Source organism: Streptomyces sp. I05A-00742, from assembly GCF_013055795.1.
GTDB lineage: Bacteria > Actinomycetota > Actinomycetes > Streptomycetales > Streptomycetaceae > Streptomyces.
Genome location: NZ_JABETO010000001.1, coordinates 94,471 through 113,091 on the forward strand (window position 1 = coordinate 94,471; position 18,621 = coordinate 113,091).

13 protein-coding genes are annotated in these 18,621 nt (G+C 72.9%); 10 read left to right on the forward strand and 3 right to left on the reverse strand.

What is annotated here, in order from left to right; translation table 11 throughout:
• Positions 1-105 precede the first annotated feature (105 nt).
• The 6 genes from leuS (at position 106) to holA (ending at position 10,268) form a co-directional block, all read left to right on the forward strand.
• Positions 106-2,991, forward strand: a complete 2,886-nt coding sequence (gene leuS / locus HN013_RS00415; protein ID WP_171161662.1) for a leucine--tRNA ligase — start codon at positions 106-108, stop codon at positions 2,989-2,991.
• 198 nt (positions 2,992-3,189) lie between these two features.
• A complete protein-coding gene (locus HN013_RS00420; protein ID WP_171161664.1) occupies positions 3,190-3,924 on the forward strand; it encodes a hypothetical protein in 735 nt (244 codons plus the stop codon).
• Positions 3,925-4,019: 95 nt separating this feature from the next.
• On the forward strand, positions 4,020-4,865 hold the full coding sequence (locus tag HN013_RS00425) for a DegV family protein (protein WP_171161666.1): 846 nt from the start codon (positions 4,020-4,022) through the stop codon (positions 4,863-4,865).
• Between the two features lie 866 nt (positions 4,866-5,731).
• Positions 5,732-6,169, forward strand: a complete 438-nt coding sequence (locus HN013_RS33835) for a ComEA family DNA-binding protein (protein ID WP_312018443.1) — start codon at positions 5,732-5,734, stop codon at positions 6,167-6,169.
• The gene (locus HN013_RS00435) at positions 6,166-9,465 is read left to right on the forward strand and encodes a ComEC/Rec2 family competence protein (protein ID WP_249374629.1); all 3,300 of its coding nucleotides are present in this window, start codon (positions 6,166-6,168) and stop codon (positions 9,463-9,465) included. The genes HN013_RS33835 and HN013_RS00435 overlap by 4 nt, the downstream gene beginning before the upstream one ends.
• On the forward strand, positions 9,378-10,268 hold the full coding sequence (gene holA, locus HN013_RS00440; RefSeq protein ID WP_398977992.1) for a DNA polymerase III subunit delta: 891 nt from the start codon (positions 9,378-9,380) through the stop codon (positions 10,266-10,268). The genes HN013_RS00435 and holA overlap by 88 nt, the downstream gene beginning before the upstream one ends.
• Positions 10,269-10,482: 214 nt before the next feature.
• On the opposite strand, the gene rpsT is transcribed toward holA, so the two are convergent.
• The gene (gene rpsT, locus HN013_RS32545; RefSeq protein WP_171161669.1) at positions 10,483-10,749 is read right to left on the reverse strand and encodes a 30S ribosomal protein S20; all 267 of its coding nucleotides are present in this window, start codon (positions 10,747-10,749) and stop codon (positions 10,483-10,485) included.
• Positions 10,750-10,954: 205 nt separating this feature from the next.
• Here rpsT and lepA point away from each other — a divergent pair, with 205 nt between their 5' ends.
• The 4 genes from lepA to HN013_RS00465 all read left to right on the forward strand — a co-directional run bounded on the left by lepA (position 10,955) and on the right by HN013_RS00465 (position 16,901).
• A complete protein-coding gene (gene lepA, locus HN013_RS00450) occupies positions 10,955-12,823 on the forward strand; it encodes a translation elongation factor 4 (RefSeq protein WP_171161670.1) in 1,869 nt (622 codons plus the stop codon).
• Positions 12,824-13,065: 242 nt separating this feature from the next.
• Positions 13,066-14,955 (forward strand): long-chain fatty acid--CoA ligase, encoded by a 1,890-nt coding sequence (locus HN013_RS00455; RefSeq protein ID WP_171161671.1) that lies wholly within the window; start codon positions 13,066-13,068, stop codon positions 14,953-14,955.
• A 45-nt stretch (positions 14,956-15,000) separates the two neighbouring features.
• A complete protein-coding gene (gene hemW / locus HN013_RS00460) occupies positions 15,001-16,233 on the forward strand; it encodes a radical SAM family heme chaperone HemW (protein ID WP_171161672.1) in 1,233 nt (410 codons plus the stop codon).
• Between the two features lie 83 nt (positions 16,234-16,316).
• A complete protein-coding gene (locus HN013_RS00465) occupies positions 16,317-16,901 on the forward strand; it encodes a Uma2 family endonuclease (RefSeq protein ID WP_398977785.1) in 585 nt (194 codons plus the stop codon).
• Here HN013_RS00465 and HN013_RS00470 read toward each other — a convergent pair.
• The gene (locus tag HN013_RS00470; protein ID WP_171161673.1) at positions 16,898-17,728 is read right to left on the reverse strand and encodes a DUF3097 domain-containing protein; all 831 of its coding nucleotides are present in this window, start codon (positions 17,726-17,728) and stop codon (positions 16,898-16,900) included. The two genes, HN013_RS00465 and HN013_RS00470, sit on opposite strands and share 4 nt — an antisense overlap.
• A 33-nt stretch (positions 17,729-17,761) precedes the next feature.
• Positions 17,762-18,514: an MBL fold metallo-hydrolase gene (locus tag HN013_RS00475; RefSeq protein ID WP_171161674.1), complete on the reverse strand. Its 753-nt coding sequence runs from the start codon at positions 18,512-18,514 to the stop codon at positions 17,762-17,764.
• Between the last annotated feature and the right edge of the window lie 107 nt (positions 18,515-18,621).

Sequence of the window (18,621 nt, forward strand, 5' to 3'; positions counted from 1 at the left end):
GTGCGAGGGGATTTTTCGTTTCCGGACCCGCGGTATCCCCGTCAGGGCCCCGGAACGCGGCGCGACCCGCAGGCAGAGACGACGATCGATGGAGCTTTGAGGACGATGAGCGAGACCACTGCCGCCGCCGAGGTGGCTGCCCCGCACCGCTACACGGCCGCGCTGGCCGCCGACATCGAGGCACGCTGGCAGGACTTCTGGGACGCCGACGGGACGTACGCGGCGCCCAACCCGGACGGCGACCTGGCCGGGGACGCCGACGTCGTGGCGCGCCCCCACAAGTTCATCATGGACATGTTCCCGTACCCGTCGGGCGCGGGCCTGCACGTCGGTCACCCGCTGGGTTACATCGCCACCGACGTCACGGCGCGCTACTACCGCATGACCGGCCACAACGTCCTGCACACCCTGGGCTTCGACGCCTTCGGCCTGCCCGCCGAGCAGTACGCGGTGCAGACCGGCACCCATCCGCGGGTGTCCACCGAGGCCAACATGGAGAACATGAAGGCGCAGCTGCGCCGGCTGGGCCTGGGGCACGACAAGCGGCGGTCGTTCGCGACGATCGACCCCGAGTACTACAAGTGGACGCAGTGGATCTTCCTGCAGATCTTCAACTCGTGGTTCGACGAGGACGCGCGGAAGGCGCGGCCGATCGACGAGCTGGTGGCGCAGTTCGAGAGCGGTGAGCGGGCCCTGTCCGGGGGGCGCTCCTGGGGCGCTCTGAGCGCCGCCGAGCGCGCCGACGTGCTGGGCGAGTACCGCCTGGCGTACGCCTCCGACGCGCCGGTCAACTGGTGCCCGGGTCTGGGCACCGTGCTGGCCAACGAGGAGGTCACCGCCGACGGCCGTTCCGAGCGCGGCAACTTCCCCGTCTTCAAGTCCAAGCTGCGCCAGTGGAACATGCGGATCACCGCCTACGCCGACCGTCTGCTGGACGACCTGGACGCGCTGGACTGGCCCGAGGCCATCAAGCTGCAGCAGCGCAACTGGATCGGCCGCAGCGAGGGCGCCCACGTCGACTTCGCGATCGACGGCCGTCCGGAGGCGAAGGCCACCGTCTTCACCACCCGCCACGACACCCTGTTCGGCGCCACCTACCTGGTCCTGGCGCCCGAGCACCCGCTGGTCACCGGGGACGGCGACGCATCGGTCGTCCCGGCCGCCTGGCCCGAGGGCACCCACGAGGACTGGACCGGCGGGCACGCCACCCCGGCCGAGGCCGTCGCCGCCTACCGCAAGGAGGCCGCCGCCAAGTCCGATGTCGAGCGGCAGGCCGACGCCAAGGAGAAGACCGGCGTCTTCACCGGCGCGTACGCCGTCAACCCGGTGAGCGGCGACCGGATCCCCGTCTTCGTCGCCGACTACGTCCTGATGGGCTACGGCACCGGCGCCATCATGGCCGTCCCGGCCCACGACAGCCGCGACTTCGCCTTCGCCCGCGCCTTCGACCTGCCGATGCGCTGCGTCGTCCGGCCGTCGGACGACCGTGGCACCGACCCGGCGGAGTGGGCGGACTCCTTCGACTCCTACGACGCCGAGATCATCAACTCGGCCGGTCCCGAGGTCTCCCTGGACGGCCTGTTCGTCCCCGAGGCCAAGACCCGCATGGCCGCCTGGCTGACCGAGCGCGGCATCGGCGAGGGCACCGTCAACTTCCGCCTGCGCGACTGGCTGTTCAGCCGCCAGCGCTACTGGGGCGAGCCCTTCCCGATCGTCTACGATGAGGACGGCGTCGCCCACGCGCTGCCCGAGTCGATGCTGCCGCTGGAGCTGCCCGAGGTCGAGGACTACGCCCCGCGCACCTTCGAGCCGGACGACGCCGACACCGAGCCGGAGACCCCGCTGTCCCGCAACGCGGACTGGGTGAACGTCGAGCTGGACCTGGGCGACGGTGTGAAGCGCTACCGGCGCGAGACCAACACCATGCCCAACTGGGCCGGTTCCTGCTGGTACGAGCTGCGCTACCTGGACCCGCACAACGACGAGCGGCTGGTCTCGCCCGAGGCCGAGCGCTACTGGATGGGCCCGCGCGAGGGCAAGCCGCACGGCGGCGTCGACCTGTACGTCGGCGGCGCCGAGCACGCCGTGCTGCACCTGCTGTACGCGCGCTTCTGGTCCAAGGTGCTGTTCGACCTGGGCCACATCTCCTCGGCCGAGCCGTTCCACAAGCTCTTCAACCAGGGCATGATCCAGGCGTACGTCTACCGTGACGCGCGCGGCATCGCGGTGCCCGCGGCCGAGGTGGAGGAGCGCGACGGCGCCTACTGGTACCAGGGCGAGAAGGTCTCCCGGCTGCTGGGCAAGATGGGCAAGTCCCTGAAGAACGCCGTCACGCCGGACGAGATCTGCGCCGAGTACGGCGCGGACACCCTGCGCCTGTACGAGATGGCGATGGGCCCCCTGGACGTCTCCCGCCCATGGGACACCCGGGCCGTCATCGGCCAGTACCGGCTGCTGCAGCGCCTGTGGCGCAACGTGGTGGACGAGAACACCGGCGCGGTCACCGTCGTCGACGCCGAGCCGGACGAGGCGACGCTGCGCGTCCTGCACAAGACCATCGACGGCGTCGGCCAGGACATGGCCAACCTGCGCTTCAACACGGCCATCGCCAAGATCACCGAGCTGAACAACCACGTCACCAAGCTGGCCGAGGTGCCCCGGTCCGTGGCCGAGCGGCTGGTGCTGCTGGTCGCGCCGCTGGCTCCGCACATCGGTGAGGAGCTGTGGAGCAGGCTGGGCCACACCGGCTCCGTGGTGCACCGGGACTTCCCGGTCGCCGACCCCGCCTACCTGGTCGACGAGGCCGTGACCTGCGTCGTTCAGATCAAGGGCAAGGTCAAGGCGCGGCTGGAGGTCGCCCCGTCGATCTCCGAGGAGGAGCTGGAGCGGCTGGCGCTGGCCGACCCGGCGGTCGTCGCGGCCCTGGGCGGCGGGGGCATCCGCAAGGTCATCGTGCGGGCGCCGAAGCTGGTGAACATCGTTCCGGCGTGACCGGTTCCGGCGTGACCGGTTCTCGGGGGAGCGGTTCCCCGGGGAGCGGGTGACCGGCCGGGGTTTTCCCCTACGGGCAGGTTGGGGGTTCCGATGGAACCCACGGCCTGCCCGCGCCGTTTACGGTGGAGACGTGCGTCATGAATTCGTGAACCGGCCGGTCCGCCGGTCCGACCGAGAGCCCTTCGAGGAGCGCCCATGGAAGCCGCGGCCGTGATCATCGCGCTGATCTTCGCGGTCCTCGTCGCGCTCGCCGTGGTCGCGACCGTCCGCACGGTGAAGGCCGTCAAGCGCGGCGTGGACCGCACGGTGACCCAGGCCCGGCGCACGGTGGAGGACACCCGCCTCAAGGCCAGGCAGTACACCTCGCCGGGCTCCGTCGGCGAGGTGGCCCAGCTGCGGCTCTCCCTGCGCACGACGATGCGCGCCACCCAGGAGGCGCTGCGCCTGCGCGCCCCCGACGACCCGTCGCTCTCCGAGTCCCTGGCCCTCTTCGAGCGCCTCAGCGCCCACGGCCGCGAGCTGGACGACGACCTGCGACGGCTGGAGACCGAGCCCAACCAGAGCCGCGTCGTCGCCAGCATGCCCGAGATGCGCGAGCGCACCGAGCGCATCAAGCACGCGGCGGACTCGCTGCGCTGGGCGGCACAGGACCGGGCCCGGCAGTTCGCGGACGACGACCTGGCCGACCTCAGCGAACAGATCCGGATGGAGGCGGGGGCGCTGCGCCACTGGGCACCGGTGGACGAGGAGGGGACGGACGCGGCTCCGGCAGCTCCGGTCTCCTCCGGCACGACACCGGCTTCCGGACCTGGACCCGGACCCGAACCGGAGGCCGAGCGGCCCGCGATCGCGGGACAGGACGCGTGGCGGAAGGACGCCCGCCCCTGGGAGAAGTGGCAGAAGAACGGACACCGCGAGGGCACGAGCTGACCGTCGGCCGCTCCCGCGGCCACCCCGGCGGTCCGAAACGATCACCTTCCGGCCCGGGCTGCTTGTCCCGCCGCCGGGCGGGTAACCTCCGGTTCATGTCCCGCCATGTCGCGATCGTCACCGATTCCACGGCCTACCTGCCACGCCGGGCGATGGAGCGGCACGGCATCACGTCCGTGCCGCTGACGGTGGTCCTGGGCGACACGGCCCTCGAAGAGGGCACCGAGATCTCCGCCCGCTCGGTCGCCCACGCCCTGCAGAAGCGCAGGCCGGTGACGACCTCCCGGCCCACCCCCGAGGTCTTCGCCGCCGCCTATCGTGCGGCGGCGGAGTCCGGCGCCGAAGGCGTCGTCTCCCTCCACCTGTCCGCCGAGTTCTCCGGCACCTACGACGCCGCGGTGCTCGCGGCCCGGGAGGCGCCCGTCCCCGTCCGGGTCGTCGACACCGGCATGGTCGCGATGGCCCTCGGCTTCTGCGCCCTCGCCGCCGCCGACACGGCCGCCGCCGGCGGCACGCTCGACGAGGCCGTGGCCGCCGCCGAGAAGCGCGCGGAGGGCACCGCCGCCTTCTTCTACGTCGACACCCTCGACTACCTGCGCCGCGGCGGCCGCATCGGCGCCGCCCAGGCCCTCCTCGGCTCCGCCCTGGCCGTCAAGCCCCTCCTCCAGCTCGCCGACGGCCGCATCGAACTCCGCGAAAAGGTCCGCACCGCCTCCCGCGCCGTCGCCCGCCTCGAAGAAATCGCCCTCGAACACGCCGGCACCGCCCCCGTCGACCTCGCCGTCCACCACCTCGCCTCCCCCGACCGCGCCACCCTCCTGGCGGACCGACTGCGGGAACGGGTGCCGGGGCTGGGGGAGTTGCATGTGAGCGAGGTGGGAGCGGTGATCGGGGCGCATACGGGGCCGGGGTTGCTGGGGGTGGTGGTGTCGGCGCGGTAGGTCGGCTATTCAGCCCGTCCGGCGTTTGAGGACGCGCGCCGCAGGCGCGCTCGGGGGTGCGGGGGCGCAGCCCCTGCAGGAAACGGTGAAATGGGGGGTGCCCCCTCTGGGGGAGGGGCCGGGGCTACTCCCACCCCCCCCGCACCACCCACCCGGGTGACGAAGTTATCCACAACTTCCCGGTCCTCCACCGGATTTGACCTTGATCCACAAAGGCGGCCCGGCCGCCCCTACCGTCACTCCCCATGACGACCCCCTCGCTCACCGAAGCCGACCGCCCAATCGTCCCCACCCCCCATGAGCGCGCATCCGCCCTGATGGGAGGCGACCCCGCCACCAGGAAAGCCGCACCTCGCCCTCACCCGGACCGCCCCCCAGGCCGCTCCCGCGGCCCTCGCGGCCCCCGCGGCGGATACCGAGCAGGCACCGGCCCAGGCCGAGGAACAAGCCCCACACCGCCAAGAACGCGGAAACCGGCAGGAGAAAGCACCCGGGACGACCGCGACGGAACCGCGGTCAGAAGAGCGGAGGGCAGGCCGCAGCCAGACCCCACCCCCCTGCCGGCCACGACCCGCCGCCGCCTCGCCCTCCAGGACCGCCTCCCCCTATGGGTCCAACTCCGCTGCGGCATCGAACCGAAGACCCTCGCGGCCCTGGCCATCGCCCTGATCGCCGCGAGCCTCTTCGCGGCCTGGCACTTCTGGACGGGCAGCCCCCGCACCGTCCCCGCCCCCGCCCGCCAGGCCCCGGTGGCGGCACCCCTCCCGTCACCGTTCCCGCCACCACGCGCCGGACCGGGCACGGCACAGCCACCGGCCGGGGCGGCCGCGACGGCCGTCCCGGGAGCCGGCGCCGGGGGAGTGGTCGTGGATGTCTCCGGCAAGGTGCGCCGGCCGGGGATCCAGCGGCTGCCAACGGGATCGAGGGTCGTGGACGCGCTCGAAGCGGCCGGAGGAGCGAGTCCGGGCGTCGACATGACCGGGCTCAACCGTGCGCGGGTGCTCGCGGACGGCGAGCAGATCGTGGTCGGCGCACCGCCGGGCGCCGGACCGCCGCCGCCCAACGCTCCGGCGAGGACGCCCGGACCGGGGCCCTCGGGAGGCCCGACGGCCGGACCGCTCAGCCTCAACACCGCGACGGTGGAACAGCTGGACGCGCTCCCGGGCGTGGGCCCGGTCCTGGCGCAGCACATCGTCGACTACCGCACCGAACACGGCGGTTTCCGTTCCGTGTCCGACCTCCGCCAGGTCAACGGGATCGGCGCCCGCCGCTTCGCCGACCTCCGGCCCATGGTCCAGCCATGAGGCGAGGAGGCAGCGACCGGCCCCCGCGTGAACTCCCCGCGGACTTGCGCCTGGTGGCCCCCGCGCTCGCCGCGTGGGCGGGAGCCGCCGCCGCGCTGACGGCGGACGGCGGCACGGTGGCCGTGGCCTGCGTGGTGGCGCTGGCCCTCGCGGGCCTGGCGGCGCTGATCGCCGCGCGGGCGCGGGACCGCGGGAGACCGGACCGCCGGCCGACTGCCGCCCGCCCGGAGGACGACACCGGCCCCGAACCCCTCACCCGGACACGGCCCGTCACCCCCCTGCGGACCACCCTCCCCGCATGGGCCCGGGCCGCCGCCGCGGCCACCGCCGCCGCGCTGCTCTGCGGAGCCGCCGGTGCCGCGGCCGGCGCGCTGCGGACGGCCGACACCCGGCGCGGGCCGGTGCCGGGGCTGGCGGCCCGGTACGCGGAGGCCACGCTGGACGTCACGGTGACCAAGGACCCGCGGGCCGTCCGGCCGCACGTGCGTGGGGCGGCCCGCGCCGTTCCGACCGTCGTGGTCGAGGGGGAGGCGACCCGCGTGATGGTCACTCACCGGGGAGCCACGACCGCGACAGCCACCCGGACCCCCGTCCTGCTCGTCGCCCGGCCCGACTGGCTCGGGCTGCTGCCCTCCACCCGGCTGAGGGTCGCCGGGCGGCTGGCGCCGCCCTCGCACGACGGCGACCGGATCGCGGCCGTCGTCCGCGTCCCGCACGGGCCGCCGCACGTCGTCGGGCGGCCGACGGCGCTCCAGCAGGCCGCCGCCCGGCTCCGCGCGGGGCTGCGGTCGGCCACCGACGGGCTCGCCCCGGACGCGCGGGCGCTGCTGCCCGGCCTGGTCGTAGGGGACACCTCCCGCATTCCGCCCGATCTCGAAGAGGCCTTCCGGACCACGGACCTCACCCACCTGCTGGCGGTTTCCGGCAGCAACCTGACGATCTTGATGGCTCTACTGATCGGACCCGCCCATCTGGCGGCACGGGCCGAACGCCGGGGCCTGGCAGGCCGGCTGGGCATCCCCCTGCGGCCGACGGCGGTGGTGGGCGGACTGCTCGTGCTGGGGTTCGTGGTGGTGTGCCGGCCCGAGCCGAGCGTGCTCCGGGCCGCGGTCTGCGGGCTGGTCGCCCTGCTCGCCCTCGCCACAGGCCGTCGTCGCGGCCTGCTGCCCGCCCTGGCGGCCGCGGTGCTGGTCCTGGTCCTCTACGACCCCTGGCTGGCGCGCAGTTACGGATTCCTGCTCTCCGTCCTGGCCACCGGCGCCCTCCTGACGCTCGCCCCGCGCTGGAGCGCGTCCCTGCGCCGGCGCGGTGTGCCGGGCAGGCTCGCCGAGGCCCTCGCGGCGACGGCCGCGGCCCAGGCGGTCTGCGCACCGGTGATCGTCGTGCTGTCGTCCCGAGTGAGCCTGGTCGCCGTCCCCTGCAACCTCCTCGCCGAGCTCGCGGTCGCCCCCGCGACGGTGCTCGGCTTCGCCGCACTCGTCGTCGCCCCGTTCGGCCTTCCCCCGGCCCACGCCCTCGCCTGGCTCGCCGGCTGGCCCGCTTCCTGGACCGCCGCCGTCGCACGGACCGGAGCGGCCCTTCCCGGAGCGGAGCTGGGCTGGCCGGACGGCCTGCCGGGCGCGCTGCTGATGGTGACGGCCGTCGCGGCCGGCGTATGCGCGGCCCGCCTGGTGTTCCGGCACCCCGGCCGGCATCCCGACCGGCACTTCGACCGGACCCCCGACCGGCACTCCGACGGGCATCCCGGCCGGAACCCCGACGCGCACCCCGACCGGCACCCGGACCGGCACCCTGACCCCCGTCGGCACCGCCGCAACCGACGGCGGTGGTTCTGCGCGCTGTGCGCGCTCCTCCTTGTCGCCGCGGCGGTCCTCCGGCCGGCTCCCCTGACCCGGATCGTCACCGGCTGGCCGCCGCCCGGCTGGCGGTTCGCGGCCTGCGATGTGGGGCAGGGCGACGCCCTGGCGCTCGCGGCGGGCGACGGCACGGCCGTCGTCGTGGACGCCGGCCCCGAGCCGCGGGCCGTGGACCGGTGCCTGCGCGCGCTGGGCGTACGGGCGGTACCGCTCCTGCTGCTGACGCACTATCACGCGGACCACGTGGACGGGCTGCCCGGCGTGCTGCGCGGCCGGTCGGTCGGGACGATCGAGAGCACCCCGTTCGAGGAACCGCCCGGGCAGGCGGCGTTCGTCCGGCGCGAGGCCCGGCGCGCGGGCGTCCCGGTCGTCACCGCCGCCCCCGGTGAACGCGGACGCCTCGGCACGCTGTCCTGGGAGGTGCTGTGGCCCCCGCTCCCGGGTGGGGCGCCCGAGGCGGAGAGCGGCCCCAACGACGCCAGCGTCACCCTGCTCGTGCGCTCTCCGGGGCTGACCCTGCTCCTGCTCGGCGACCTCGAACCGCCCGCCCAGCACGCCCTCCTGGAGCACCACCCCGAGCTGCCCCCGGTGGACGTCCTGAAGGTCGCCCACCACGGCTCCGCCCACCAGGACCCCGAGCTGCTGCACCGGGTACGGCCCCGGCTGGCCGTGGTGTCCGCGGGCGTAGGCAATCCGTACGGCCATCCCGCGCCCCGTACGGTCGCCGCACTGCGGGCGGAAGGCGCCGCGGTCCTCCGGACCGACACCGACGGACCGGTGGCGGTGACGGACACGGTCACCGCGGTGATGGCCGGCCCGGATCAGGCGGCCCGGCCCCCGGAGCGGGGATCCGGACGGTTCAGTCCGCCTCGACCCAGCCCTCGTGCTCCTCGGCGAGCGCGCGCAGCTCGGCGAGGTCCAGGATGCCGTCCGGGTCCTCCATCACGACCAGCCACTGCGCGTCCTCCGCGTCGTCCTCGCCGGCCAGTGCCTCGCGGACGATCTGCGGCGGCCCGTCCATGGGGTAGCGGGAATTGGACACCCTGGCCACTTCCTCCGCTACCTCCCGGTCCGGGAGCACCAGCAGGTAGCGGGAGGGGCGCGGAGACTCGGACGGGGACTCGGAGGGGGTCTCGGAGGGGGTCTCGGAGGAGGAAGGGGGAACGCTGCTCACCCGCTCATTGTGCGCCATGCCCGCACCGCGGCGGAGGGGAGTGTCCGACCCGCATGGGATGCTGGACGCGATGGCCAGGAACACCGCGGGCAAAGCCGCGAACGACGACCCGCTCGCCCCCGTCACGCTCGCCGTGGGGCAGGAGGACCTCCTCCTCGACCGCGCCGTGCAGGAGGTGGTGGCGGCCGCCCGCGCGGCCGACGCGGACACCGACGTCCGCGACCTCACCCCGGACGCGCTCCAGCCCGGCACCCTCGCCGAGCTGACCAGCCCGTCGCTGTTCGCCGAGCGCAAGGTCGTGGTCGTGCGCAACGCGCAGGACCTCTCGGCGGACACGATCAAGGACGTCAAGGGCTATCTGGGTGCTCCCGCCGAGGAGATCACCCTCGTCCTGCTGCACGCCGGCGGCGCGAAGGGCAAGGGGCTGCTCGACGCCGCCCGGAAGTCCGGGGCCCGTGAGGTCGCCTGCCCGAAGATGACCAAGCCGGCCGACCGCCTCGCGTTCGTCCGGTCCGAGTTCCGCTCGACGGGCCGGTCCGCGACGCCGGAGGCGTGCCAGGCCCTGGTCGACGCCATCGGCAGCGACCTGCGCGAGCTGGCGAGCGCCTGCGCGCAGCTCGTCGCCGACATCGAGGGTGTGATCGACGAGGCGGTCGTGGCCCGCTACTACACGGGCCGTGCCGAGGCGTCCAGCTTCACCGTGGCCGACCGGGCCGTGGAAGGCAGGGCCGCCGAGGCCCTGGAGGCGCTGCGCTGGGCCATGGCCACCGGTGTGGCCCCGGTGCTGATCACCAGCGCGCTCGCCCAGGGCGTCCGCTCGATCGGCAAGCTCGCCTCGGCCCCGCGCGGCGCCCGCCCGGGCGATCTGGCCCGTGAGCTCGGCATGCCGCCGTGGAAGATCGACCGGGTACGTCAGCAGATGCGCGGCTGGTCGGCGGACGGCGTCGCCACCGCGCTGCGCGCCGTCGCGGAGGCGGACGCCGGGGTCAAGGGCGGCGGGGACGACCCGGAGTACGCCCTGGAGAAGGCCGTCGTCGCGGTGGCCCGGGCGGCCCGCAGCCGTTCCTGAGAGACCGGGAGCAGGGGCGGCGGGCAAGCCGAAGGCCCCGGTCCGTCCTGGGGAAGGACGGGACCGGGGCCCCGGTTTCGTTCATCGAGCCGGAAGGCTCATGCCGCGCCCGCGTGGCGAACGACCGAGCGCGGCGGGGGTGCCGGACCGGAGCGGTAGAGGGGCCGCTGATTCCGATACCGGCGAGGACCGGGGCTCACGCCCCGGAGGGACTTCAGCCCTTGAGGGAGGCAACCTGCTTGGCCAGCGCCGACTTCTTGTTGGCGGCGGCGTTCTTGTGCAGGACACCCTTGCTGGCGGCCTTGTCGAGCTTCTTGCCGGCGAGGGCGACGGCGGCGGTGGCCTTGGCGGCGTCACCGGCGACGATGGCCTCGCGGGCCGCGCGGACAGCGGTCTTGACCGAGGACTTGACGGCCTTGTTGCGCAGGCGCGCCTTCTCGTTGGTCTTGTTCCGCTTGATCTGGGACTTGATGTTCGCCACGAAAGAGCCTTTTCAGGTTCGTTGGATTTCGAGAGTGCGCTCCGCGCGTGAGAGGGTCGCGAAGCACAGTGGACCAGGCTACCAGCCCGGTCCTGGCCCTCCCAAACCGGACGGCGGCCGCCGCTCATGGGACCATGGAGTGGTCGTATACCCGACTCCCGCCGAGACTGGCGTGCAAACGCCGAAGTCACCGAATGGATCCTGCGTGCCCGCGACCCCTACCAACGTGCCCGAGCCGAGCCGTACCGACCCGGCTCTGATCCGTAACTTCTGCATCATCGCGCACATCGACCACGGCAAGTCGACGCTCGCCGACCGGATGCTTCAGCTGACCGGCGTGGTCGACTCGCGGCAGATGCGCGCGCAGTACCTCGACCGGATGGACATCGAGCGCGAGCGCGGCATCACGATCAAGTCGCAGGCGGTCCGGCTCCCCTGGGCGCCCTCCGAGGACGAGTCGAGGACGACCCACATCCTCAACATGATCGACACCCCCGGGCACGTCGACTTCACCTACGAGGTCTCCCGCTCCCTCGCCGCGTGCGAGGGCTGCATCCTCCTGGTGGACGCGGCCCAGGGCATCGAGGCCCAGACCCTCGCCAACCTCTACCTGGCGATGGAGAACGACCTCACGATCATCCCGGTCCTCAACAAGATCGACCTGCCGGCCGCCCAGCCCGAGAAGTTCGCCGCCGAGCTGGCCAACCTCGTCGGCTGCGACCCGTCGGACGTCCTCAAGGTGTCCGCCAAGACCGGCGTCGGCGTCCCCGAGCTGCTGGACCGCGTCGTCCGCGACGTCCCGGCCCCGGTCGGCGTCAAGGACGCCCCGGCCCGCGCGATGATCTTCGACTCGGTCTACGACGCCTACCGGGGCGTCGTGACCTACGTCAAGGTCGTCGACGGCACGCTCCGCAAGCGCGAGCGGATCAGGATGATGTCCACGGGCGCCGCCCACGAGCTGCTGGAGATCGGCACCAACTCGCCGGAGATGCTCCCGGCCGACGGCCTGTCCGTCGGCGAGGTGGGCTACCTGATCACCGGTGTGAAGGACGTCCGCCAGTCGAAGGTCGGCGACACGATCACCCAGTACCAGCACGGGGCCACCCAGGCGCTGGGCGGCTACAAGGACCCCAAGCCGATGGTGTTCTCCGGCCTGTACCCGCTGGACGGCTCGGACTACCCGGAGCTGCGCGAGGCCCTCGACAAGCTCCAGCTCAACGACGCCGCGCTGGTCTACGAGCCGGAGACCTCCGCCGCGCTCGGCTTCGGCTTCCGCGTGGGCTTCCTGGGCCTGCTCCACCTCGAGGTCATCCGTGAGCGCCTGGAGCGCGAGTTCGGTCTCGACCTGATCGCCACCGCGCCGAACGTGGTCTACAACGTCCTCATGGAGGACGGCACCGAGTCCGAGGTGACCAACCCCAGCGAGTTCCCCACCGGCAAGATCGCCGAGGTGCACGAGCCGGTGGTGCGGGCCACGATCCTGGCCCCCAGCGAGTTCATCGGCGCGATCATGGAGCTGTGCCAGACCCGCCGCGGTGTCCTGATGGGCATGGACTACCTGTCCGAGGACCGCGTCGAGATCCGCTACACGCTGCCGCTCGCCGAGGTCGTCTTCGACTTCTTCGACCAGCTCAAGTCCAAGACCCGCGGCTACGCCTCGCTGGACTACGAGCCCACCGGCGAGCAGATCTCCGACCTGGTCAAGGTCGACATCCTGCTGCACGGCGACAAGGTCGACGCCTTCTCCGCGATCACGCACAAGGACAAGGCGTACGCCTACGGCGTCCGGCTCGTCGCCAAGCTGCGCGAGCTCATCCCCCGGCAGAACTTCGAGGTGCCCATCCAGGCCGCCATCGGCTCCCGCGTCATCGCCCGCGAGACCGTCCGCGCCATTCGCAAGGACGTGCTCGCCAAGTGCTACGGCGGTGACATCTCCCGGAAGCGGAAGCTGCTGGAGAAGCAGAAGGAGGGCAAGAAGCGGATGAAGATGGTCGGCAGCGTGGAAGTGCCGCAGGACGCCTTCATCGCGGTGCTCTCCACGGACGACAGCGGTGGCGAGAAGGGCAAGAAGTAGCCGGTCCGCCGCTGCGGCCCGCGCGATGCGCCCCGGCGCCCGCTTCCTTCGGGGAGCGGGCGCTTCCGTATACCGGATGGCCATCCCCGGCGGTACGTGTAAGTAGCACCAGTCACTTTCGGTCACAGGTTAAACAAGGCTTTGCGGGGCTCTTACGCGACGGCCCCCGGCGCCCTAGTCTGATCACTGCTTGAAGGTTACTCGCGAGTCACCCAGCAACGAGGCGGGCCCCGGAGGATGCCGTGACCGACAACCAGACTTTGATCGAGAACCGGCCGCCCTCCGTGGCGACGCTCTTCCTCGAACGCGTCGACGCCACCCCCGATGCCGAGGCCTACCGCCATCCCGTGGATCCGCCCTCCGGCCACGGCCCGTCCGGCTGGGCCTCGCTCACCTGGAGGCAGGCCGCCGACCGGGTCTTCGCGATCTCCGCCGGGCTCATCGGCCTCGGCGTCGCCCCCGAGGAGCGGGTCGCGCTCTCCTCCAGCACCCGTGTCGACTGGATCCTCGCCGACCTGGGCATCCTGTGCTCCGGCGCCGCCACCACCCCCGTCTACCCCAGCACCAACGCCGAGGAGTCGGCGTTCATGCTCGCCGACTCCGGGAGCAAGGTGCTCATCGCGGAGGACGCCGCCCAGCTGGCCAAGGCCCGCGAGCAGCGCGGCGAGCTCCCCGGCCTCGCCCATGTGGTGGTGATCGACGAGGCCGACGCGGTCCCCGCCGAGGGCGACCCGGACGGCTGGGTGCTCTCCCTCGCCGAACTGGAGCGGCGCGGCGCCGCACGGCTGGCGGAGACGCCGGACCTGGTCCGGGACCGGGTGGCCGCGCTCCGCTCCGACCAGCTCGCCACCCTCATCTACACCTCCGGCACCACCGGGCGTCCCAAGGGCGTCCGTCTGCGGCAGGACAGCTGGTCGTACATGGCCCGCGCCATCCAGGCCACCGGCCTGCTGCACGAGGACGATGTGCAGTACCTCTGGCTGCCGCTCGCGCACGTCTTCGGCAAGGTGCTGACGGCGGGGCACATCGCCATCGGGAACGTCACCGCCGTGGACGGCCGGGCCGACAAGATCATCGAGAATCTGCCGGTCGTCCGGCCGACCTACATGGCCGCCGTCCCCCGCGTCTTCGAGAAGGTCTACAACGGTGTCGCCGCCAAGGCCCGGGAAGGCGGCGGGGCCAAGTACAAGATCTTCCAGTGGGCCGCCGAGGTGGCCCGCGAATACGCCAGAACCTCCCAGGACAACTACCGCCGCACCGGGAGCCGTTCCGTGCCCCTCGGGCTCGCGGTCAAGCACCGGGCGGCCGACGCGCTCGTCTACTCCAAGATCCGCCAGGCGTTCGGCGGCCGGCTGCGCGCCTGTATCTCCGGCGCCTCCGCCCTCGCCCCGGACATCGGCCTCTTCTTCTCCGGCGCCGGCATCCACATCCTGGAGGGCTACGGCCTCACCGAGACCAGCGCCGCCAACTTCGTCAACCCGGGCGAGGCCTACCGCACCGGCACCGTCGGCAAGCCGCTGCCCGGCACCGAGGTCCGTATAGCGGACGATGGGGAGGTGCTGCTCCGCAGCCCCGGGATCATGGAGGGCTATCACGGCCTGCCCGAGCGCACGGCCGAGGTCCTGGAGCCGGACGGCTGGTTCCACACCGGGGACATCGGGGAGCTGTCGCCCGACGGCTTCCTGCGCATCACCGACCGCAAGAAGGACCTGATCAAGACGTCGGGCGGGAAGTACATCGCGCCCGCCGAGGTCGAGGGCCGCTTCAAGGGCATCTGCCCGTTCGTCTCCAACATCCTGGTGCACGGCGCCGACCGCAACTACTGCACCGCCCTCATCGCCCTGGACGAGCCCGGCATCATGAAGTGGGCGGCCGGCCACGGCCTCGGCGGCCGGTCGTACGCCGACGTGGTCGCCGCGCCGCAGACCGAGGAGATGATCGGCGAGTATGTGCGACGGCTCAACGACGGCCTCCAGCGCTGGCAGACGATCAAGAAGTTCCGGCTGCTGCCCCGCGACCTGGACGTCGAGCACGGCGAGCTCACCCCCAGCCTCAAGCTCAAGCGGCCCGTCGTGGAGCGCGAGTACAAGGACCTGATCGAGGAGATGTACGAGGGCGCCCGCGAGCGCTGATCCGGACCGGTCCGTTGTCCGGCGGCCATGCCGGACAATGGACCTATGCCTTCCGTACTGCCCGATGGTGAGCCCGTGCCCGAGGACGGGACCCTGCCCCGCCACGCCCTCGCGGACGCCGGGCGGCGGCCCCTCGGGTTCTATCTGCACGTCCCGTACTGCGCCACGCGCTGCGGCTACTGCGACTTCAACACCTACACCGCCAGTGAGCTGCGCGGTTCCGGTGGCGCCCTGGCCTCGCGGGACAACTACGCCGACACGGTCGCCGACGAGATCCGCCTGGCCCGGAAGGTGCTCGGCGACGACCCGCGGCCGGTCGAGACGGTCTTCGTCGGCGGCGGCACCCCCACCCTGCTGCCCGCCGCCGACCTGGGCCGCATGCTCGCCGCGATCCGCGACGAGTTCGGGCTCGCGCCGGACGCCGAGGTCACCACGGAGGCCAACCCGGAGTCCGTCGACCCCCGCTACCTGGAGGAACTGCGGGCCGCCGGCTTCAACCGGGTGTCGTTCGGCATGCAGAGCGCCCGGCAGCACGTCCTCAAGGTCCTCGACCGCACCCACACCCCCGGCCGCCCCGAGGCATGCGTGGCCGAGGCCCGCGCGGCCGGGTTCGACCACGTCAACCTCGACCTGATCTACGGCACCCCCGGCGAGAGCGACGACGACTGGCGCGCCTCCCTGGACGCCGCGATCACGGCGGGCCCGGACCACGTCTCGGCCTACGCCCTGATCGTCGAGGAGGGCACCCAGCTGGCCCGCCGCATCCGGCGCGGCGAGGTCCCCATGACCGACGACGACGTCCACGCCGACCGCTACCTGATCGCCGAGGACCTCCTCACCGCCGCCGGCTACCACTGGTACGAGGTCTCCAACTGGGCCACCACCGAAGCCGGCCGCTGCCGCCACAACGAGCTCTACTGGCGCGGCGCCGACTGGTGGGGCGCGGGCCCCGGCGCCCACTCCCACGTCGGCGGCGTCCGGTGGTGGAACGTCAAGCACCCCGGCGCCTACGCGCAGGCCCTCACCGAGGGCCGCTCCCCGGGCGCCGGCCGCGAGATCCTGCCCGACGAGGACCGCCGCGTCGAGCGCATCCTGCTGGAACTGCGCCTGCTGGACGGCTGCCCGCTGTCCCTGCTGAAGCCGGCGGGTCTCGCGGCGGCCGGGAAGGCCCTGGCCGACGGGCTGCTCCAGCCGGAGCCGTACGCGGCGGGGCGCGCGGTGCTGACGCTGCGGGGCCGGTTGCTGGCGGACGCGGTGGTGCGGGATCTGGTGGACTGATTACCTGATCGGGTGAACCGAGGCGTATGCCCCCCGAATGCGCCTAGCCTCTCCCTAGGCTGTCGCCCACAGCAGGAGCGGCGATGCGGAGGACCACGGAGATGATGGCTGTGGACGAACGACTGATCGCGCTCATCGACGAGCACCCCGAGGTCTTCGAGGGGTACAAGATCGAGTTGTTGCGGGGGGACATCGTGATGATGGCGGGGCCCGACTGGGTTCACAACGACATCGTCGAGCTTGTCCGGGACCGGATTCCCGGGGACCGGTGGCAGCGGAAGACGACCCAGGACATCGCCATTCCGGGCGAGAAAAGTGAACCGCAGCCGGATCTGCTGGTGATCGAGCGCGGAGCGTTCGAGGGCCCCGGACGGCTCGTTCCCGCCGAGGCCGCCACCCTGCTCGTGGAGGTCGTCTCCAAGACCAGCGCCCACCGTGACTACCACGAGAAGCGCTCGGTGTATGCGGCCGGCCGTGTTCCCGCCTACCTGATCATCGATCCGTTCGCCGCCAAGTGCGTCCTGCTGACCGAGCCTTTCGGTGTGGGAGAGGAGGCGGACTACCGGACGGAACGCACCAGCAAGTTCGGTGAACCCGTGCCGCTCGATCTGATCGGCACCATCCTGGACACGTCCAACTTCCGTACTCTGCCCGGCAACCCCCGCTAAACCCCCACCGTCACAAAGTCGATCAACTCCTCGACCCTCCCCAACAACTCCGGCTCCAGATCCTTGTACGACCGCACCGAGCCCAGAATCCGCTGCCAAGCGGCCCCCGTGTTCTCCGGCCAGCCCAGCGCCCGGCACACGCCCGTCTTCCAGTCCTGCCCGCGCGGCACCGACGGCCAGCCCGAAATTCCCACCGACGCCGGCTTCACGGCCTCCCACACGTCCACGTAGGGATGCCCGACGACGAGCACGTGCTCGCCCGTCACCTCCGCCGCGATCCGGGACTCCTTCGAACCCCGCACCAGGTGGTCGACGAGAACGCCCAGTCGCGCGTCCGGCCCGGGGCCGAAGTCGCGGACGATCGACGGCAGGTCGTCGACGCCCTCCAGGTACTCCACGACGACGCCCTCGATGCGCAGGTCGTCGCCCCACACCCGTTCCACGAGCTCCGCGTCGTGCCGTCCCTCGACGTAGATGCGCCCGGCCCGCGCGACCCGGGCCCGGGCGCCGGGGACGGCGATCGAGCCGGAGGCGGTACGGGCCGGGCCCCGCGGCGCGCGCGGCGGGGCGGCCGGGCGGACGAGGGTGACGACGCGGCCCTCCAGCAGGAAGCCGCGCGGCTCCAGCGGGAAGACGCGGTGTTTGCCGAAGCGGTCCTCCAGCGTCACCGTCGGCCCCTGGGCGGTCTTCTCGCAGCGGACCACCGCCCCGCAGAAGCCGGTCGTGACCTCCTCCACCACCAGGTCCGGCTCGGCCGGCACCTCGGGGACGGGGACGCTCCGCTTCCACGGAGGGGTCAGGTCGGGGCCGTACTGTCTGCTGCGCACGCGCAGACGATAGGAAAAACCGGCCCTCCCGGCCTACGACACGCCGAAGCGCCGTGCCAGCGCGTTGCGTTGCTCACGGACAAACCGGGCATCGACCACCGCGCCGTGCCCGGGGACGTACACCGCGTCGTCGCCCCCGAGGGCGAGCAGCCGGTCCAGCGCCGCCGGCCAGGCGTCCGGGGTCGCGTCCCGGCCGGCCTGCGGTTCGCCGGACTCCTCGACCAGGTCGCCGCAGAAGACGACGTCCGGCGACCCGTCCGGGCCCGTCACCAGGACGACCAGGTCGTACCGGCTGTGGGCGGCCCCGAGGGCGACGAGCCGGACCCGCCGCCCGCCGCCCAGGCCGAGGGCCAGCTCGCCGGAGACCTCGTGCCCCGGGGGCACGATCCGGGCGGTGGCCTCGGCGGCCTCCCGCGCGTCCACGCCCTGGCGCACCGCGCTCCCGCGCAGCTCCTCGGCCCCGGCCGCCAGACAGCCGGCGAGCCCGGCGGCCCCGTACACCGCGGCGCCCGGGAACGCGGCGGTGCCCAGGACATGGTCGAAGTGGTCGTGAGTCAGTGCGATATGCGTCACGGGCAGCCCGAAGAGCTCCGTCACCTCGCGGTGGATCTCCGCGCCCTCACCGAGCGTCGCCCCCGTGTCCACCACCAGGACGCCCGCCTCCCCGGCGACGGCCCCGGCCGTCGCGTCCCAGCCCGGCAGCCTCCGCCGCGCCACCCCCGGCGCGAGCCGTTCCCAGCGCGCCCCCGCGTGCTGCTCCTGGTGTTCCCCTCCGTGGTTCGTCATGGCAGGAACCTAACCGCCGCGCGGTACGGTGACCCGTCCGGAGGCGCACGCGGAGCGGGCACGGAGCGCGACTGCCTTGCCGTGGTCGCGGTGCGCCGCCGTACACT